The sequence below is a fragment of the Nonomuraea rosea genome (assembly GCF_039539705.1).
Classification (GTDB): domain Bacteria; phylum Actinomycetota; class Actinomycetes; order Streptosporangiales; family Streptosporangiaceae; genus Nonomuraea; species Nonomuraea rosea.
Genome location: NZ_BAABDQ010000026.1, coordinates 116,927 through 132,304, shown reverse-complemented (window position 1 = coordinate 132,304; position 15,378 = coordinate 116,927). Strand labels below are relative to the sequence as shown.

Genomic DNA, 15,378 nt, shown 5'->3' with positions numbered 1-15,378 from the left:
GCAACCGATTGCAGTGGCTTTCCTGGCTTTATGTCGAAAATTCCCCTAGATCACTGCAATGGGTTGGCATATCATCCGGGGTGTTCCGAGCGGGTTGGGAGCCCTCCATGCTGAGCCGCCGAAACGCCATGCGCGCCATGGCGATGTCCGCCTTCGCCGTCCCCGCACTCGACGCGGAAGCCGCGCATTCCCTGACCGGAGGCGATCCGTGGGCGCGGGCGAACCGCGTCGCGGCGCGGGTGCGCGGGCCGAGGTTCCCGCGGCGCCGGTTCGACATCAGGGACTACGGTGCCGTCGGCGACGGGGTGACCGACTGCACGGCGGCCATCAGGTCCGCGATCGGGGCGTGTCATGAGGCCGGCGGCGGCCACGTGGACGTGCCGGAGGGCCGCTACCTCACCGGCGCCGTCCGCCTGCTGAGCGACGTGGACCTGCACGTCGCCGCCGGCGCCAGGCTGCTGTTCAGCACCGATCCCAAGGCGTACCTGCCGCTGGTGCTGACCAGGTTCGAGGGCGTCGAGCTGTACAACTACGCACCGCTGATCTACGCGTACGGCCAGCGGAACATCGCGGTGACCGGGTCGGGCGTGCTCGACGGCCAGGCGGACAACGATCACTGGTGGCCGTGGAAGGGCTCGGACAGCTACGGCTGGGAGCCCGGCGAGCCGCGCCAGGCGGAGGCCAGGGCCGCCCTGTTCGCCCAGGCCGAGGAGGGGGCGCCGGTCGAGCGGCGGGTGTACGGCGAGGGCGGCTACCTGCGCCCGTCCTTCATCCAGCCCTACCGGTGCCGGAACGTGCTGATCGAGGGCGTCACCATCGTCAACTCGCCGATGTGGGAGATCCACCCCACGCTGTCGGAGAACGTGCTCGTCCAGAACGTCACGGTCGAGACGCACGGCCCGAACAACGACGGCTGCAACCCCGAGTCCAGCCGGATGGTGGTGATCCGCGGCTGCACGTTCGACACCGGCGACGACTGCATCGCGATCAAGTCGGGCCGCAACGCCGACGGCCGGCGGGTGAACGTGCCCAGCGAGTACATCGTCGTCGAGGGCTGCACCTTCCGCGACGGGCACGGCGGCATGACGATCGGCAGCGAGATGTCCGGCGGCGTGCGCGAGGTCTTCATCAGGGACTGCGCGATGTCCAGCCCCAACCTGAACATCGCGCTGCGATTCAAGACGAACTCCGTGCGCGGCGGCTTCGTCGAGGGCTTCCACGCCAGGAACCTGGAGATCGGCCAGGTCGGCGGCGCGGTCATCGACGTCGACTTCTTCTACGAGGAGGGGCCGGGGCACGGCTTCAACCCGGCGGTGGGCGGGATCGACGTCCGGGACGTGACCGTACGGACCGCCAAGCGGGCGCTCAACCTGCGCGGCTACGCGGACGCGCCCATCCGCGGGGTCACGCTGACCGACGTGGACTTCGGCGCGACCGCGACGCCGAGCGTGGCCGAGCACGTGGAGAGCCTGGTGCTCAGGAACGTCATCGCCAACGGCGAACCGCTGATCGTGCCCTGACCGCGCGAAAGGCGAAGGGGCGCCTCCGCCCCTCCGGCCTGGCTAGTTCTTCTCCGCGAGGGAGCCGCAGGTGTAGCCCTCCTCCCGGTCCGGGTCGAGCTGGAGGGTGGAGAGGTTGGTCGTCTCCATGGGGCGGCGGAAGGTTTCGAGCTTGTCGCAGTCGTAGAAGACGTACGTGCCCTCGCTCTCGCCGAGCAGCATCATCCAGCGGCCGTCGTAGAGCGGCTTGTCGTTCTCGGCGTTCTTGATGACGGTCCACTGGTCCTGGAAGCCGACGAACCCGATCAGGTCGTTGGCCTGGCCGGTCTCCTGCACCTCGATCGCCCCCTCGATCATCCCCAGGATCAGCAGGAAGCCCAGCCCGACGCTGGTGAGCGCGCTGACCAGGACCTTCGTTCCCGCGCGCCCGACGGGCTTGCGGCGCATCAGCCGGAACGGGACCAGGAAGGTCAGCACGCCGAGCCCCGCCGCGATGACGACCATGATGCCGAGGGTGAGGTCGGCGAAGATGTTGAACAGGCCCCAGTAGGTCATGCCGCACCACAGCGCGGCGATCAGGGCGGCGAGCCACGGCCGCCGCCGGATGCCTGCGACCGTCCGGCCGAGCGCGCCGCCCGTCAGCTTGTCGGCCACCCAGGAGAGCCCGACGATGAGGCCGAGCGCGGGGATGAGGGCCAGCAGCAACAGGATCAGGGTGCCCACGAGCCGGCCCAGGAGGACGGACTGGTCGACGCCGGCCTGCTGCGCGGTGATGCCGAAGACGCCGTACATCTCGGAGATGCCGAGGTAGAGCACTGCATAGAGGGTCACGGCGATGGGAACGATGACGGAGCTGATGCGCTCCAGCAGCCCAAGCACGCTGCCTTTGTCGTCGCTCTCCTCCGGGGAGGAGCCGCTCTCGGTGAGCGGGGATATATCGGTGCGTTCTTCCGCAACCTGGTGAGTGGACATGGCGCTTGAAGATAGGGGTCGCATGTTGACAGATCATTGACGACGGGTAAATGACCCACCCATCGGACCCCCCCTCAGAAGTGGGTGGCGATCCCGAAGACCCGGCGGAGTTGCGCCATGTCGTGCCGGTCACGATCGGAGGGCTCGTATCCCTGATGGAAGTAGACCTGCTGCGCGGCCGACAGGCACGGGACGGTCGTGCCCTCGATGGTGCCCGTCACGAAGCAGGAGGCGGGGTAGGCGAACGGGCGATCAGGCTCCGGCGCGGCCTGCTCGGCGGACCCGTCATCGGCGAAGACGAGCGGATGCAGGTCGATCTCCCGCCCGTCCGGTGCGGTGACGACGAACCGGACGGGCCGCCAGTCCAGGGTCTCCGCGAAGCCCTCGCGGGAGAGTGCCGCCAGCACGGTGGCCTCCTGGTCCTGCCGGTGCATCAGGTCCAGGTCGCGATGCTCGCGCGTCTGCGCGCCGACCAGCGCGTCGATCCCCCAGCCGCCGCCGATCCAGACGTCGGCCCCGGCGTGCCGCAGCAGGGCCAGGAGGGACAGCACGTCGCCGGCCGTCATCGGACGGCCCTTCAGGACCGGCTGGTCCGGTGTCGTGTCGTTCGCATGCACGCGTCAGAACGTAGTGGCCGGGCATCCGGCGGGCAACAGGCCGCAAAGTCGGGGGCGCCGCACAGTGAGCCGGCCCGATGTCTAGCCACCTAACTCACTAGTACGTACATTAGGGAAATCATGTCGCGCGGACTGCGCGCCGGCGCTCACGTACCTGCTGGAAAGGAAAGACGGATGGCCTCGTTCCTGGTGGGGTTGATCGGCGCGGGCATCGGTCCTTCCTTGAGCCCGCCGTTGCACGAGCAGGAGGCCGCCCATCACGGGCTGCACTACGTCTACCGGCTGCTCGACACCGATCGGCTGGGGCTCGACGTGGGCGAGCTGGTCCGTACGGCCCGGCGGTTCGGCTTCGACGGCCTGAACATCACGCACCCGTGCAAACAGAGCGTCATCCCGCACCTGGACGAGCTGTCGCCGGACGCCCGCATGCTCGGCGCGGTCAACACCGTGGTCTTCGACGGCGATCGGTCCGTGGGCCACAACACCGACTGGACGGGGTTCGCCGAGTCGTTCGCCCGCGCCCTGCCCGACGCGCCCACGCACCGGATCGTGCAGCTCGGCGCCGGGGGAGCGGGGGCCGCGGTCGCGCACGCGCTGCTCACCCTGGGCGCGGACCTGATCACCGTCGTGGACGCCGACCCGGCGCGGGCGCGCGCCCTGGCCGGCGAGCTGGCCGGCCGGTTCGGCGGGCAGCGCGCCCGCCACGCGGCCCCGGCGGAGCTGCCGGCGCTCCTGGCCGGCGCGGACGGCCTGATGCACGCGACCCCGACCGGGATGGCCCACCATCCGGGGCTGCCGCTGCCCGCCGAGCTGCTGCATCCGGGTCTGTGGGTGGCCGACATCGTGTACCGGCCGCTGGAGACCGAGCTGCTGCGGCACGCGCGGGCGCTGGGCTGCCGGACGCTGGACGGCGGCGGCATGGTCGTCTTCCAGGCCGTGCACGCCTTCCGGCTGTTCACCGGCCGGGAGCCGGACGCCGAGCGGATGCTCGCCCACCTGACCGACCTCGTGGCCGTCTGATCTTCTAAGGAGCACGCACGATGCGGAAGTCCATCGCCACCGTCTCGGTGAGCGGCACGCTGACCGAGAAGCTGGCGGCCATCGCCGCCGCCGGGTTCGACGGCGTGGAGATCTTCGAGAACGACCTGCTGGCCTGCCCGCTGCCTCCCGAGCAGATCCGGGACCGCGCCGCCGACCTGGGCCTGACGATCGACCTCTACCAGCCCTTCCGCGACTTCGAGTCGGTGCCCGCCGACCTGCTGGCGCGGAACCTGCGCCGGGCCGAGCACAAGTTCCGGCTGATGGAGCGCCTCGGCGCGGACCTGCTGCTGGTCTGCTCCAACGTCTCGCCCACCGTCGTCGGAGGCGACGAACTGGCCGCCGGCCAGCTGCGGCTGCTGGCCGAGCGGGCCGCGGAGCGCGGGATCCGGATCGCGTATGAGGCGCTGGCGTGGGGCCGGCACGTCAACGAGTATCTGCACGCCTGGCGGATCGCGCGCCTGGCCGATCATCCGAACCTGGGCCTCTGCCTGGACAGCTTCCACATCCTCTCGCGCGGCTCCGACCCCATCGGCATCGAGGCCATCCCCGGCGAGAAGATCTTCTTCCTGCAGCTCGCGGACGCCCCGCTGCTGGCCATGGACGTGCTGCAGTGGAGCCGCCACTACCGCTGCTTCCCCGGACAGGGCAACTTCGACGTGTCCGGGCTGGTCTCCCACGTGCTGAACGCCGGGTACGCGGGCCCGCTGTCGCTGGAGGTGTTCAACGACCACTTCCGGCAGGCCGACACCCGGCGCACCGCGCGGGACGGCATGCGCTCGCTCATCGCGCTGGAGGACACGCTGAAGGGTGCCGGGCGCGCGCATCCGGTCGTACCGTCCGGGTTCGCCTTCGCCGAGCTGGCGGACGGGGATCCCGCGGAGGGGAGACGGATCAGCGAGGTGCTGGCCGGGCTCGGCTTCCTGCGTACGGGGACGCATCCCACGAAACCGGTGGAGCTGTGGCAGCAGGGCGGCGCGCGGCTGCTGCTGAACGCCACGGGCGGCGACCCCGCACTCGTCGCGATCGGGCTGGACAGCGCCGATCCGGGTGGCGCGGTCAAGCACGCCGAGTCGCTGCTGTCGCCGGTCCTGCCGCGTGAGCGGGCGCCCGAGGAGGCCCGGCTGGACGCGGTCGCCGCGCCGGACGGGACCGAGATCTTCTTCTGCGACGGCTCCTGGCTGTCGGACTTCGAGCCGGACCGGCAGGTCCCCGGGGAGATCACCGGCATCGATCATGTGGCGCTGACGCAGCCGTGGCACTACTTCGACGAGGGGGAGCTGTTCTACCGCAGCGTGCTCGGGCTGCGGCCGCAGGGCAGCCTGGAGCTGCCCGACCCGTACGGGCTCCTGCGCAGCAAGGCCATGGCGAGCCCGGGCGGCGCCGTCCGCATGGTGCTGAACATCGCCCAGGTCGGTCCGGGCGACATCCCCCGGCAGCACGTCGCGCTGGCCTGCGACGACCTCATGGCGGTGGCCCGCAGGCTGCGCGCGGAGCATCCCGGCCTGCTGCTGCCGATTCCGGCCAACTACTACGACGACCTGGAGGCCCGCCACGAGGTCGATCCCGAGCTGCGTCACCTCGGCGTGCTGTACGACAAGGACGAGCGTGGCGGCGAGTTCCTGCATCTGTACACCGTCACCGTGGGACGGGTCTTCTTCGAGATCGTCCAGCGGATCGGCGGATACGAGGGGTACGGCGCCGCCAACGCGCCCATCCGGCTCGCAGTGCAGCATTCCGGCGGTAACTAGGATGACTGCGTGACTGTCTCCGCCTCATCCCCGTCCGGTGCCGCCGATCGCCAGCGCGATGCCGATCGCACCAAGGCGGAGATCCTGGAGGTGGCGCAGCAGGAGTTCGCCCGCCACGGCTACGCGGGCGCGCGCGTGGACGAGATCGCCGCCCGGATGCGCACGACCAAGCGCATGATCTACTACTACTTCGGCAGCAAAGAACGGCTCTACATCGCCGTGCTGGAGAAGGCGTACGCCGAGGTCCGCGCGGTCGAGCGGACGGTCGACGTGCAGCACCTGGCCCCGGTCGAGGCCATCCGCACGCTGGCCGAGCTCACCTTCGACCACCACGACGCGCATCGCGACTTCATCCAGCTCGTCGCGATCGAGAACGTCCACCAGGCCGAGCACATCCGCAAGTCCGAGGCCCTGGCCAACCTGGGCACGCCGGTGCTCGACGTGATCTCCCGCATCCTCGACGCCGGGCAGGAGTCGGGCGACTTCGTGACCGAGGCCGACGCGATCGACGTGCACATGCTGATCAGCTCGTTCTGCTTCTTCCGGGTGGCCAATCAGCACACGTTCAACGCGTTGTTCGGGCGTGACATGACCGCCCCGGAGCACCGTGCCAGGCTGCGCGGGATGGTGGGGGAGATGATCGTCGCCTACCTCCGCGGCCAGGGCGCCAAAAGCTGATCGGGAATGACGGGTGACCCGCCGCGACACCCTTGTAATGTACGAACCGGTGAGTTAGTTTCCTGACACCGCACTAACCCCCCAATCACACCGTGAGGAGCATAGCGTGACGGTGCAGGGCAAACCTCGCAAAGCGGCTATAGCGGCCTGGATCGGCAGCGCCTTGGAGTACTACGACTTCTTCATCTACGGCACCGCCGCCGCGCTGGTCTTCAGCAAGATCTTCTTCCCGTCGAGCTCGCCCGCCACCGGCACGCTCCTGGCACTGGCCACCTTCGGCGTCGGATACCTGGCCAGGCCGGTGGGCGCCTTCGTGCTCGGGCACATAGGCGACCGCTTCGGCCGCAAGAAGGTGCTCGTCACCACGCTGGTGATGATGGGCGCGTCGACGTTCCTGGTGGGCTGCCTGCCCACCTACGCGGACGTTGGCGTGCTGGCGCCGATCCTGCTCGTGCTCCTCCGCCTGCTGCAGGGCTTCTCGGTCTCCGGCGAGCAGGCCGGCGCGAACTCCATGACGCTGGAGCACGCGCCCGAGGGCCGCCGCGCGTACTACACGAGCTTCACCCTCAACGGCACCCAGGCCGGGCAGATCATCGCTACCGCGATCTTCCTGCCGATCGCGGCGCTGCCCGAGGAGCAGCTGCTGAGCTGGGGCTGGCGGGTGCCGTTCTGGCTGAGCATCGTGGTCGCCGTGGTCGGGCTGATCATCCGGCGGACGCTGGAGGAGACCCCGGCGTTCGAGCAGGAGGTCGCCACCAACACCGTGGCGCGGATGCCGCTGCTCGTCCTCTTCCGCGAGCAGTGGCAGGACGTGCTGCGCGTCGTCGTGGCCGCGGTCATCGCCTCGGTCAGCACGATCTTCACCGTGCACGCCCTCTCCTACGCGGTCAACACCATGCACCTCGAACGCGGCCCCATGCTCTGGGTCGGCGTCCTGGCCAACGTCGCCGCGGTCATCTCGATCCCGCTGTGGGGCAGGCTGTCGGACCGGATCGGCCGCAAGCCGGTGTTCGTCGGCGGCTCGCTCGGCTGCGCGGTCCTCATGTTCGCCTACCTGTGGTCGATCTCCATCGGCAACTACGCCCTGATCTTCGTCGCCGGCATCGTGATGTTCGGCATCGTGCACAGCGCCACCAGCGCGGTCTGGCCGGCGTTCTACGGCGAGATGTTCACCACCCGGGTACGCCTGTCCGGCATGGCGATCGGCACCCAGATCGGCTTCGCCATCGCGGGCTTCGCGCCCACGATCGCGACCGCCGTGGCCGGCACCGGCCAGGACAGCTGGTTCGGGGTCGCGCTCATCACCGCCGCGCTCTGCCTGATCAACGTGGCCGCCGTGGCGACCGGGCGGGAGACCTACCGGATCTCCACCGAGCAGCTCGGCCGCACGTCCCTCCGGCAGGTGAAGGCATGAGCCGCTTCCGCGTCTACGCCGTACGCTACGCCCAGCGCGACGCGAAGCGCGGCGAGCACTTCCACGGCTACGAGCCCGGCGGCGAGAGCTCCCATCCGACGGCCTACTACGTGTGGCTGGCGGTCTCCGACGAGCACACCGTCGTCGTCGACACCGGCATCGCGCCGGGCCGGGCGGCCCGGGTGCCGGGCATCGACTACCGCTGCTCGCCCGTGACGGCGCTGGCCGAGCTGGGTGTCAGCGCCGAGTCGGTCGATCACGTGGTGCTGACCCACCTGCACTACGACCACACCGGCACCGCCCGCGAGTTCCCCCGGGCCCGCTACGTCGTGCAGCAGGCCGAGCTCGACTACTGGAGCGGCCCGTGGGCCGGGCGGATCGCCCGCGAGCGCTGGCTGCTCGAAGACGGCGACCTGGCGCACCTGCGGGCGGCCGGGAAGGAGGGCCGCGTGCGGGCGGTGGACGGCGACGCCCCCGTCGTGCCCGGCCTGAGCGTCCACCTGGTCGGCGGGCACACCGCGGGCATGCAGGTGGTACGCGCCGACACCGTGCGCGGCCCCGTGGTGCTGGCCTCCGACGCCAGCCACTTCTACGAGAACATCGAGGCCGACCGGCCCTTCCCGATCCTGCACAGCATGACCGGCGTGTACGGGGCCTTCGACCGCATCAAGGAGCTGGCCGGCGGCCCCGAGCTGGTGGTCGCCGGCCATGATCCGCTGGTGCTCGAACGCTTCCCGTCCCACGGCCCCGACGTCGCGCTGATCGCGCCCTGATCGAGGTCAGGCGGGCAGGACCTCGATCTTGCCCGTCGGGCGCGGGCTGTGGGAGTCGTTGAAGAAGTACTCGCCCGGCTTGGTGAAGGTGTACCGGAACGACTCGCCCGGCTTCAGCCGCACGTCGAACAGCCCCTCGAAGAACTGGGTGGCCCCGTGGACGTTGACGTTGTCCGCGGGGTTGACGAAAGTCACCGTGGTGCCGGCCGGCACCCGCAGGTGGGTGGGCGCCATCGCGTTCACGGCCGTGGACTCGACCGTGCCCACCTGGCCGTTGTCGTACACGCGGCCGAGCACCACGGTGTCGCCGACCGCGCTGCCGTCCACCGGCTGGCCGGAGACCGGCCGCCGGACCACCGGCGGGGGCGGGGTGGCGGCGGGCGGCACGGCGCCGCCGAGCCTGAAGGCCCACAAGTGGTCGCCGCGGGCAGCCGAGTTGCCGTACGGGATGCTCGTCCCGCCCGCGTAGACGGCGAGGTACTGCTCGCCGTCGATCTCGTAGGAGATGGGGGAGCTGCTGACCGCGGCCCCGGTCTGCCACCGCCACAGCTCGCGCCCGTTCCGCGCGTCGAGGCAGAGCAGGTTCCCGTCCGGCTGGCCGATGAACAGCAGGTCGGAGGCCGTGGTGAGGATGCCGTTGCCGTGCGCCAGCGAGTACGGCAGGTTCCGCTTCCAGCGCACCCGGTTGGTGCTCGGATCGACCGCCACGACGCCGCCGGTCATGTATTCGCCCGGCGGGCGCAGCCCGTTGGCCGCCTCGGTCAGGGAGTGCGCGGCGGCGACGTACCCGAAGCCGGTGTAGACCAGGCGGGTGCTGTGGCTGTAGGACTGCTGGTTCCAGTCGGCGCCGCCGCCGTGACCGGGGATGGTGAGGATCGGCTCGTCCCAGTGCGGGGTGAACAGCGAGCCGATCCGGTAGTTCGGCACGGCCCGGTGCGGGAGCCCGGGGACCTCCGTGCCGAGCGGCTGCCACACCGGCGTGAGCTCCGTCCACCCGCCCTGGCGCGGGAAGGGCTGCGTCGGCCAGGTCTTCTGCCGGGGCTCCTGGGGGACCGGCCGTTCGTCGATGCCCAGCGGGGCCGAGCCGTCGGCGCGGTCGAGGATGTAGTGCATGCCGGTCTTGCTGCCGTACACGACCAGCTTGCGGGTGCGGCCGTGGACGCGGGCGTCCAGCAGGACGGGGGCCATGACGTTGTCCATGTCCCAGATGTCGTGGTGGATGGACTGGAAGTGCCAGCGGTAGGCGCCGGTCTTCAGGTCCATGGCCACGATCGAGTTGGCGAACAGGTTCTGGCCGCCGCGCTCGGAGCCGTCCTGGGAGGATCTGCCGCCCCTGGCGTTGCCGAACGTCCAGTAGACCAGCTTCAGGTCCGGGTCGATGGCGCAGTGCATCCAGGGCGTCGCGCCGCCGTTCTGCCAGGAGTCGCCCTCCCAGGTGTCGTTGCCGAACTCGCCGGGGCCGGGCGTGCCCCAGAAGTGCCAGACCAGGTCGCCGGTGGCGGCGTCGAAGGCGAGCGCGGCGCCGCGTGGGCCGTCGTTGGTGCCGCAGTAGAGCATCCCGTCGTGGTAGGTGACCGCGACCTTCTCCAGGTTGCCGTACCCGTTGTGCTGCCGCTCCCAGAGCACCTGGCCGGTGCGCTGGTCAAGGGCGATCACCCAGTTGTCGTTGGCGCAGGTGTAGACCCGGCCCGCGCCGACCGCGACGCCGCGCCGGGTGACGGCCCCGCGCGTCTGCGCGTACTTCCAGATCGTCGCTCCGGTACGCCCGTCCACGGCGACCACGTTGCCCAGGGCGGACTCGATGTAGAGGACGCCGTCCACGGCCACGGCGGTGCTCTGGCTGTTGCCGGCCATCAGGCCGCCCTCGATGTTGTTCACCCAGGCCGCCCGCAGCCGCCGGACGTTGCCCTGGTGCAGGTCGCGCAGCCCGGTGTAGCTCTGGTTGGCCAGGTTGCCGCCCACCTTGGGGAAATCCCGGTCGGCGCGGTGCGTGGTGGCGGCGGCGGCCTCGCCCGGGCGGGTCAGCGCCGCGACGGCGAGGGCGCCCATGAGTAACTCTCGTCGACGAACCATGTTCTTCCCCTCACTGATGGTCGGCTCGCCTCTGGGGAGACGTCAGAGGCCGAGGTAGATGCGCCGGACCTGCGGGTCGTCGCGCAGCTCCGCCGAGGTGCCGGTGGCGGCGATCTCGCCGTTCTCCATGACCAGGCAGGTGCTGGTGACGTCGAAGGTGAGCTTGGCGTTCTGCTCGACGAGCAGGATGGACAGGCCGTCGGCGTTGAGCTTCTTGAGCACGGCGGCGATGTCGCCGACGAGCTTGGGCGACAGGCCCATGGAGGGCTCGTCCAGCAGGATCACCTTGGGCCGGCACATCAGGGCCCGGCCGACCGCGAGCATCTGCTGCTGGCCGCCGGACAGCGCACCGGCCAGCCGGTGGCGCATCTCCTGCAGCACCGGGAACAGCTCGTACACCTCGTCGATGGGAGTGCGTTTCCAGTTGCTCGTGTACGCGCCGAGCAGCAGGTTCTTCTCGACGCTGAGGCCGGAGAAGACGTGCCGGCCCTCGGGGACGTAGCCGATGCCGTGCCGCACCAGCGTGTGGGCGGGCGCGCGGAGCAGGTCGTGCGTGCCGAAGCGGATCGTGGTGGCCTGGCGGGGGGCCAGCCCCATGACGGCCTTGAGAGTCGAGGTCTTGCCCGCGCCGTTGGCGCCGATGATGCCGAGCGACTGGCCGGGCTCGACGGTGAAGGTCACGTCATGGGCGGCGCGGACGCCGCCGTAGTGCACCGACAGCCCTTCCACGGTCAGCGTCGTCATCGACTCGCCTCCTCTACGGCCGCTTCCTGGGTGGGCGCGGTCATGGAGTCGCCGAGGTAGGCGGCGACCACGTCGGGGTGCACGGCGACCTCGGCCGGCGGGCCGTCGGCGATCACCTTGCCGCTGGACAGCACGGTGACCTGGTCGCACAGGGACATGACCAGGCCCATGTTGTGCTCGATGACGACCACGGTGACGCCGGAGTCCCTGATGGAGCGGACGATCTCGGCGAGCTGGCGGACCTCCTCGCCGTTGAGCCCGGCGGCGGGCTCGTCGAGCAGCAGCAGCGTGGGCGACATGGCCATGGCGCGGGCCAGCTCGATGCGGCGCTGGATCCCGTACGGAAGGGAGCGGGGCTCGCCGCCGGCGACCTCGGCCAGCCCGAACCGTCCGATGAGCTCCTCGGCCCGCCCGCGCAGCGTCCGCTCGTAGCCCAGGACCTTCCACGGCAGGCCCGGGTAGCGCCAGATCCAGGAGGTGCGGGTGCGGTCGAGGGCGAGGAGCAGGTTCTCGCGCACGCTGAGGTCCTCGAACAGGCGCAGGTTCTGGAAGGTGCGCGCGACGCCGAGCAATGAGAGCCGGTACGGCGCCATCCCCGTCACCTCGCGCCCGCGCAGGACCACCCCGCCCCGGGTGGGCGTGTAGAAGCCGCTGATCACGTTGAACAGGGTCGTCTTGCCCGAGCCGTTCGGGCCGACGATGCCGCGGATCTGTCCCGAGGGGACGGTGAGCGACACCCCGTCGAGCGCGACCAGGCCCTTGAACCGCTTCGTCACCTCCCGCACCTCCAGCGCGTCCTCCTCGCCGGCCTGGGCCGCGGCCTCGTACGGAAGGAACGGGCCGAGCTGGGCACGCCCGCTGTCACAGCGTCCGCGCAGCAGGGACCGGACCTGACCGGGCAGGCCCGCCAGCCCCTGCGGCGCGAACACCACCACGAGCACGACCACGAGGCCGTAGCCGAGCTGGGCGTAGCCGGAGGCGTCCAGCAGCGCCTCCCTGACCAGGGACAGCGCGATCGCGCCGACCACACAGCCGAGGATGCTGCTGCGGCCGCCGATGATGACCATGGCGAGCAGCAGGAACATGTTGGCGATGTTGAAGGACTCGGGGGCGACGAAGCGGATGAGCCCGGCGTACAGGACACCGGCCAGGCCGCCGTACAGGCCGGACAGGACGAACGCGGTCATCCGCAGCAGCGGGATCTCCGCGCCGAGCGCGCCCGCGGCCAGGTCGTCGTCGCGCATCGCGCGCAGCCGCCGGCCCAGCGGCGAGCGGGTGACCAGCAGCGCGAACGCCAGCGCTATGGCGAAGACGATCAGCTCGACGTAGTAGAACAGGTAGCCGCTGGACAGGTCGATGCCGAACATCGGCGGCACCGGGATGTCGCTGATGCCTTCCGCGCGGCCGGCGACGTGGGCGTTGGTGACCCAGTTGGTGAAGGCCAGCGCCAGGCCGAGGGTGACGATGCCGAGGTAGTGCGACTGCATGCGCAGCGCGGGGATGCCCACGAGCACGCCGAAGATCACGGCGGCCAGCACCGCGAGCAGCGCGGCCGTCCAGAAGCCGAAGCCGGCCTGGGTGGTGAGGATGGCCACCGTGTACGCGCCGACGCCGAAGAAGGCGACCTGGGCCAGGTTGATCTGCCCGGCCACGCCCATGGTCAGGCCGAGCCCGATGGCCAGGACGGCGAAGATGATCGCGACGTCGGCCACGTGGATCGCGTATCCGCCCAGGGCGTAGGGGAGCAGCCAGGCCGCCACCGCCACGGGCCCGAGCCAGAGGAGACGTTTCACGCGCGGTTCACCGTGGCCTCTCCGAAGATGCCGGTCGGGCGGATCATGACGATCAGGGCGAAGACCAGGAAGGTGACGAGCTCGGAGTACTCCTGGAAGTTGCCGGCCGCGAAGGAGTCGAGCAGGCCGAACGCCAGGCCGCCGACGATCGCGCCCGGCATGCTGCCGAAGCCGCCGAGCATGGCGGCGGCGAAGCCCTTGATGCCCAGGGTGCCGCCCATGGTCGGGTTGACGTACAGCATGGGGCCGATCAGGCTGCCGGCCAGCGCGGCCAGGCCGGCGCCGATCGCGAAGGCCATGGCGTTGCTGCGGCCGACGTGGATGCCGACCGCGGTGGCCGCCTGGTGGTCCATGGCGACCGCCTGCATGGCCGCGCCCCGCTTGGTGCGCTGCAGGAACAGCGCCAGCAGCCCGGTCGCCGCCGCCGCGATGGCGATGACGAGGAGGCTGTAGGTGGGGATGCGGATCCCGGCCAGATCGAGCGGCCCGGTGGCGACGGGGGAGGGCACGGCGTGCCCGGTCGCGCCCCAGACCAGCACCGCGCCCGCTTCGAGGACGGCGCCGAAGCCGATCGTGCCGATCAGCATCAGCGTGAAGTCCTTGTTCTCCAGCGGGCGCAGGAACCGTTCGATGACCAGGCCGATGAGGCCCGTGACCGCGATGGCGACGATGATCGCCACGGCGAAGGGCAGCTGGGTGGCCAGGTAGAACGTGGAAGCGGCGTACGCGCCGATCATGACGACGCTGCCGTGGGCGAAGTTGACCAGGCCCATGGTGCGGTAGACGATCGAGAATCCCATCGCCACCAGCGCGTACACCGCTCCGAACGTGATCCCGCCGATCAGGGTCTGAAGGAAGACCTGCACGTCAGCTCGCGGCCTCGGGAACGACCTTGCCGTCCTTGACCAGGCCGATCTTGGTTTCGTGGATGCCGACGCCGTTCGCGTCGTAGTTGTAGTTGCCCAGCAGCCCGGCCCGCTTGACGCCGCGGATGGCGTCGGCCAGCTTCTGGCCGCCCTCGCCGTTCGTCTGCTTGAGCGCCTCGATCAGGATCGACGCGCCGTCGTACGCCTTGGCGACGTGCATCCTGGCGTCCTCCTTGTAGGCGGTCTTGTACTTGGCGGCGAACTCCTTGATCGGCTCGCTGGCGTCGTTGCTCAGGTAGGGGGAGCTGACGACCGAGCCTTCGGCGTTCTTGAGCCCGGCCGTGCTGGCGTACACGTCGGTGCCCATCGGGGCGCCGCCCGCGAAGACCGCCTTGATGCCCAGCTCGCGGGCCTGCTTGGCGATCAGCCCCGACTGCACCTCCTCCGCGCCGATGAACAGCACGTCGGGGTTCTGCTCGCGGATCTTGGCGAGGTTGGAGTTGAAGTCCTTCTGGTCGGGGGTGACGACCTCGTCGGCGACCGGGGTGACGGTCCTGGTCTTGAGCGAGGCGAGGAACGCGTCGTGCTCGCCCGACCCGTAGGCGCCGTTGTTGCTGATCAGCGCGATCTTCTTGTGGGCCTTGTCGTCGACCAGGTATTTGGCGAGCGTCTCGTCGAAGGTGACGCTGGTCGGCGCGTTGAGGAACAGGAACGGGCTCTTGAGCTCGGCCAGCTTGGGGGACTGGCCTGAGGTGATGTTCGGGATCTTGGCGTCCTTCAGGATGGGCGCCATGGCCAGCGTGACCGCGCTCTCCGCGGTGCCGAGCATCGCGATGTAGCCCTCGGCGGCGATCTTCCTGGCCACGTTCGTGCCGACGGTGGGGTCGCCCTGGCTGTCGAAGAGGTCGAGCTTGATCTGCCGGCCGTTGACGCCGCCGGCCTTGTTGACCTCGTCGATGGCGAGCTTGACGCCCTTGTGCTCCCATTGGCCGAGCGAGCTGAGCTGGCCGCTCTGCGCGTTGACGTTGGCGATCTTGATGGGCCCGGTTGCGCTGGCGCCGGTCTCGGCCTGCTGGCCGGGCGGAGCGCAGGCGGCGAGGGCTATGAGGGCCGCGGCTGCGATGGAGAATCTCGTGAAATACACGGTTCACCTCGTAGGG

At 70.2% G+C, this 15,378-nt stretch carries 13 protein-coding genes; 6 read left to right on the top strand and 7 right to left on the bottom strand.

Going from position 1 to position 15,378, the window contains the following annotated elements; translation table 11 throughout:
- The first annotated feature begins 107 nt into the window (after window positions 1–107).
- Window positions 108–1,520, top strand: a complete 1,413-nt coding sequence (locus ABEA43_RS43325) for a glycoside hydrolase family 28 protein (protein ID WP_345571544.1) — start codon at window positions 108–110, stop codon at window positions 1,518–1,520.
- Window positions 1,521–1,562: 42 nt separating this feature from the next.
- On the opposite strand, the gene ABEA43_RS43320 is transcribed toward ABEA43_RS43325, so the two are convergent.
- Together ABEA43_RS43320 and ABEA43_RS43315 are read right to left on the bottom strand one after the other, a co-directional pair.
- Complete coding sequence (locus ABEA43_RS43320) at window positions 1,563–2,471, bottom strand: hypothetical protein (RefSeq protein WP_345571543.1); 909 nt, start codon at window positions 2,469–2,471, stop codon at window positions 1,563–1,565.
- Window positions 2,472–2,545: 74 nt separating this feature from the next.
- Complete coding sequence (locus ABEA43_RS43315; protein ID WP_345571542.1) at window positions 2,546–3,088, bottom strand: nucleotidyltransferase domain-containing protein; 543 nt, start codon at window positions 3,086–3,088, stop codon at window positions 2,546–2,548.
- Between the two features lie 174 nt (window positions 3,089–3,262).
- Here ABEA43_RS43315 and ABEA43_RS43310 point away from each other — a divergent pair, with 174 nt between their 5' ends.
- From ABEA43_RS43310 to ABEA43_RS43290, 5 genes are all read left to right on the top strand, one after another.
- Window positions 3,263–4,108: a shikimate dehydrogenase gene (locus tag ABEA43_RS43310; protein ID WP_345571540.1), complete on the top strand. Its 846-nt coding sequence runs from the start codon at window positions 3,263–3,265 to the stop codon at window positions 4,106–4,108.
- A 20-nt stretch (window positions 4,109–4,128) separates the two neighbouring features.
- Window positions 4,129–5,877 carry a bifunctional sugar phosphate isomerase/epimerase/4-hydroxyphenylpyruvate dioxygenase family protein gene (locus ABEA43_RS43305; protein ID WP_345571539.1) on the top strand — a complete coding sequence of 583 codons (1,749 nt, stop codon included), beginning with the start codon at window positions 4,129–4,131 and terminating at the stop codon, window positions 5,875–5,877.
- A gap of 9 nt (window positions 5,878–5,886) precedes the next feature.
- Window positions 5,887–6,555 carry a TetR family transcriptional regulator gene (locus ABEA43_RS43300; RefSeq protein WP_345571537.1) on the top strand — a complete coding sequence of 223 codons (669 nt, stop codon included), beginning with the start codon at window positions 5,887–5,889 and terminating at the stop codon, window positions 6,553–6,555.
- A gap of 106 nt (window positions 6,556–6,661) precedes the next feature.
- A complete protein-coding gene (locus ABEA43_RS43295; protein WP_345571535.1) occupies window positions 6,662–7,969 on the top strand; it encodes an MFS transporter in 1,308 nt (435 codons plus the stop codon).
- Window positions 7,966–8,742: an N-acyl homoserine lactonase family protein gene (locus ABEA43_RS43290; protein ID WP_345571533.1), complete on the top strand. Its 777-nt coding sequence runs from the start codon at window positions 7,966–7,968 to the stop codon at window positions 8,740–8,742. The genes ABEA43_RS43295 and ABEA43_RS43290 overlap by 4 nt, the downstream gene beginning before the upstream one ends.
- Window positions 8,743–8,748: 6 nt before the next feature.
- Here the strand turns inward: ABEA43_RS43290 and ABEA43_RS43285 are convergent, their stop codons facing one another.
- The 5 genes from ABEA43_RS43285 to ABEA43_RS43265 are packed head-to-tail and all read right to left on the bottom strand — an operon-like array spanning window position 8,749 to window position 15,362.
- The gene (locus ABEA43_RS43285) at window positions 8,749–10,815 is read right to left on the bottom strand and encodes an outer membrane protein assembly factor BamB family protein (RefSeq protein ID WP_345571531.1); all 2,067 of its coding nucleotides are present in this window, start codon (window positions 10,813–10,815) and stop codon (window positions 8,749–8,751) included.
- Between the two features lie 42 nt (window positions 10,816–10,857).
- The gene (locus tag ABEA43_RS43280) at window positions 10,858–11,559 is read right to left on the bottom strand and encodes an ABC transporter ATP-binding protein (RefSeq protein ID WP_345571530.1); all 702 of its coding nucleotides are present in this window, start codon (window positions 11,557–11,559) and stop codon (window positions 10,858–10,860) included.
- A complete protein-coding gene (locus ABEA43_RS43275) occupies window positions 11,556–13,352 on the bottom strand; it encodes a branched-chain amino acid ABC transporter ATP-binding protein/permease (RefSeq protein ID WP_345571529.1) in 1,797 nt (598 codons plus the stop codon). The genes ABEA43_RS43280 and ABEA43_RS43275 overlap by 4 nt, the downstream gene beginning before the upstream one ends.
- Window positions 13,349–14,218 (bottom strand): branched-chain amino acid ABC transporter permease, encoded by an 870-nt coding sequence (locus tag ABEA43_RS43270; RefSeq protein ID WP_345571527.1) that lies wholly within the window; start codon window positions 14,216–14,218, stop codon window positions 13,349–13,351. Before ABEA43_RS43270 ends, ABEA43_RS43275 begins: the two co-directional genes overlap by 4 nt.
- Before the next feature lies 1 nt (window position 14,219).
- On the bottom strand, window positions 14,220–15,362 hold the full coding sequence (locus ABEA43_RS43265; protein ID WP_345571525.1) for an ABC transporter substrate-binding protein: 1,143 nt from the start codon (window positions 15,360–15,362) through the stop codon (window positions 14,220–14,222).
- Window positions 15,363–15,378 lie beyond the last annotated feature (16 nt).

Excerpts from the sequence above, each read along its gene's own strand:
- ABEA43_RS43325 (WP_345571544.1), top strand. The coding sequence starts at position 108 with ATGCTGAGCCGCCGAAACGCCATGCGCGCCATGGCGATGTCCGCCTTC.
- ABEA43_RS43320 (WP_345571543.1), bottom strand. The coding sequence starts at position 2,471 with ATGTCCACTCACCAGGTTGCGGAAGAACGCACCGATATATCCCCGCTC.
- ABEA43_RS43310 (WP_345571540.1), top strand. The coding sequence starts at position 3,263 with ATGGCCTCGTTCCTGGTGGGGTTGATCGGCGCGGGCATCGGTCCTTCC.
- ABEA43_RS43305 (WP_345571539.1), top strand. The coding sequence starts at position 4,129 with ATGCGGAAGTCCATCGCCACCGTCTCGGTGAGCGGCACGCTGACCGAG.
- ABEA43_RS43290 (WP_345571533.1), top strand. The coding sequence starts at position 7,966 with ATGAGCCGCTTCCGCGTCTACGCCGTACGCTACGCCCAGCGCGACGCG.
- ABEA43_RS43285 (WP_345571531.1), bottom strand. The coding sequence starts at position 10,815 with ATGGTTCGTCGACGAGAGTTACTCATGGGCGCCCTCGCCGTCGCGGCG.
- ABEA43_RS43280 (WP_345571530.1), bottom strand. The coding sequence starts at position 11,559 with ATGACGACGCTGACCGTGGAAGGGCTGTCGGTGCACTACGGCGGCGTC.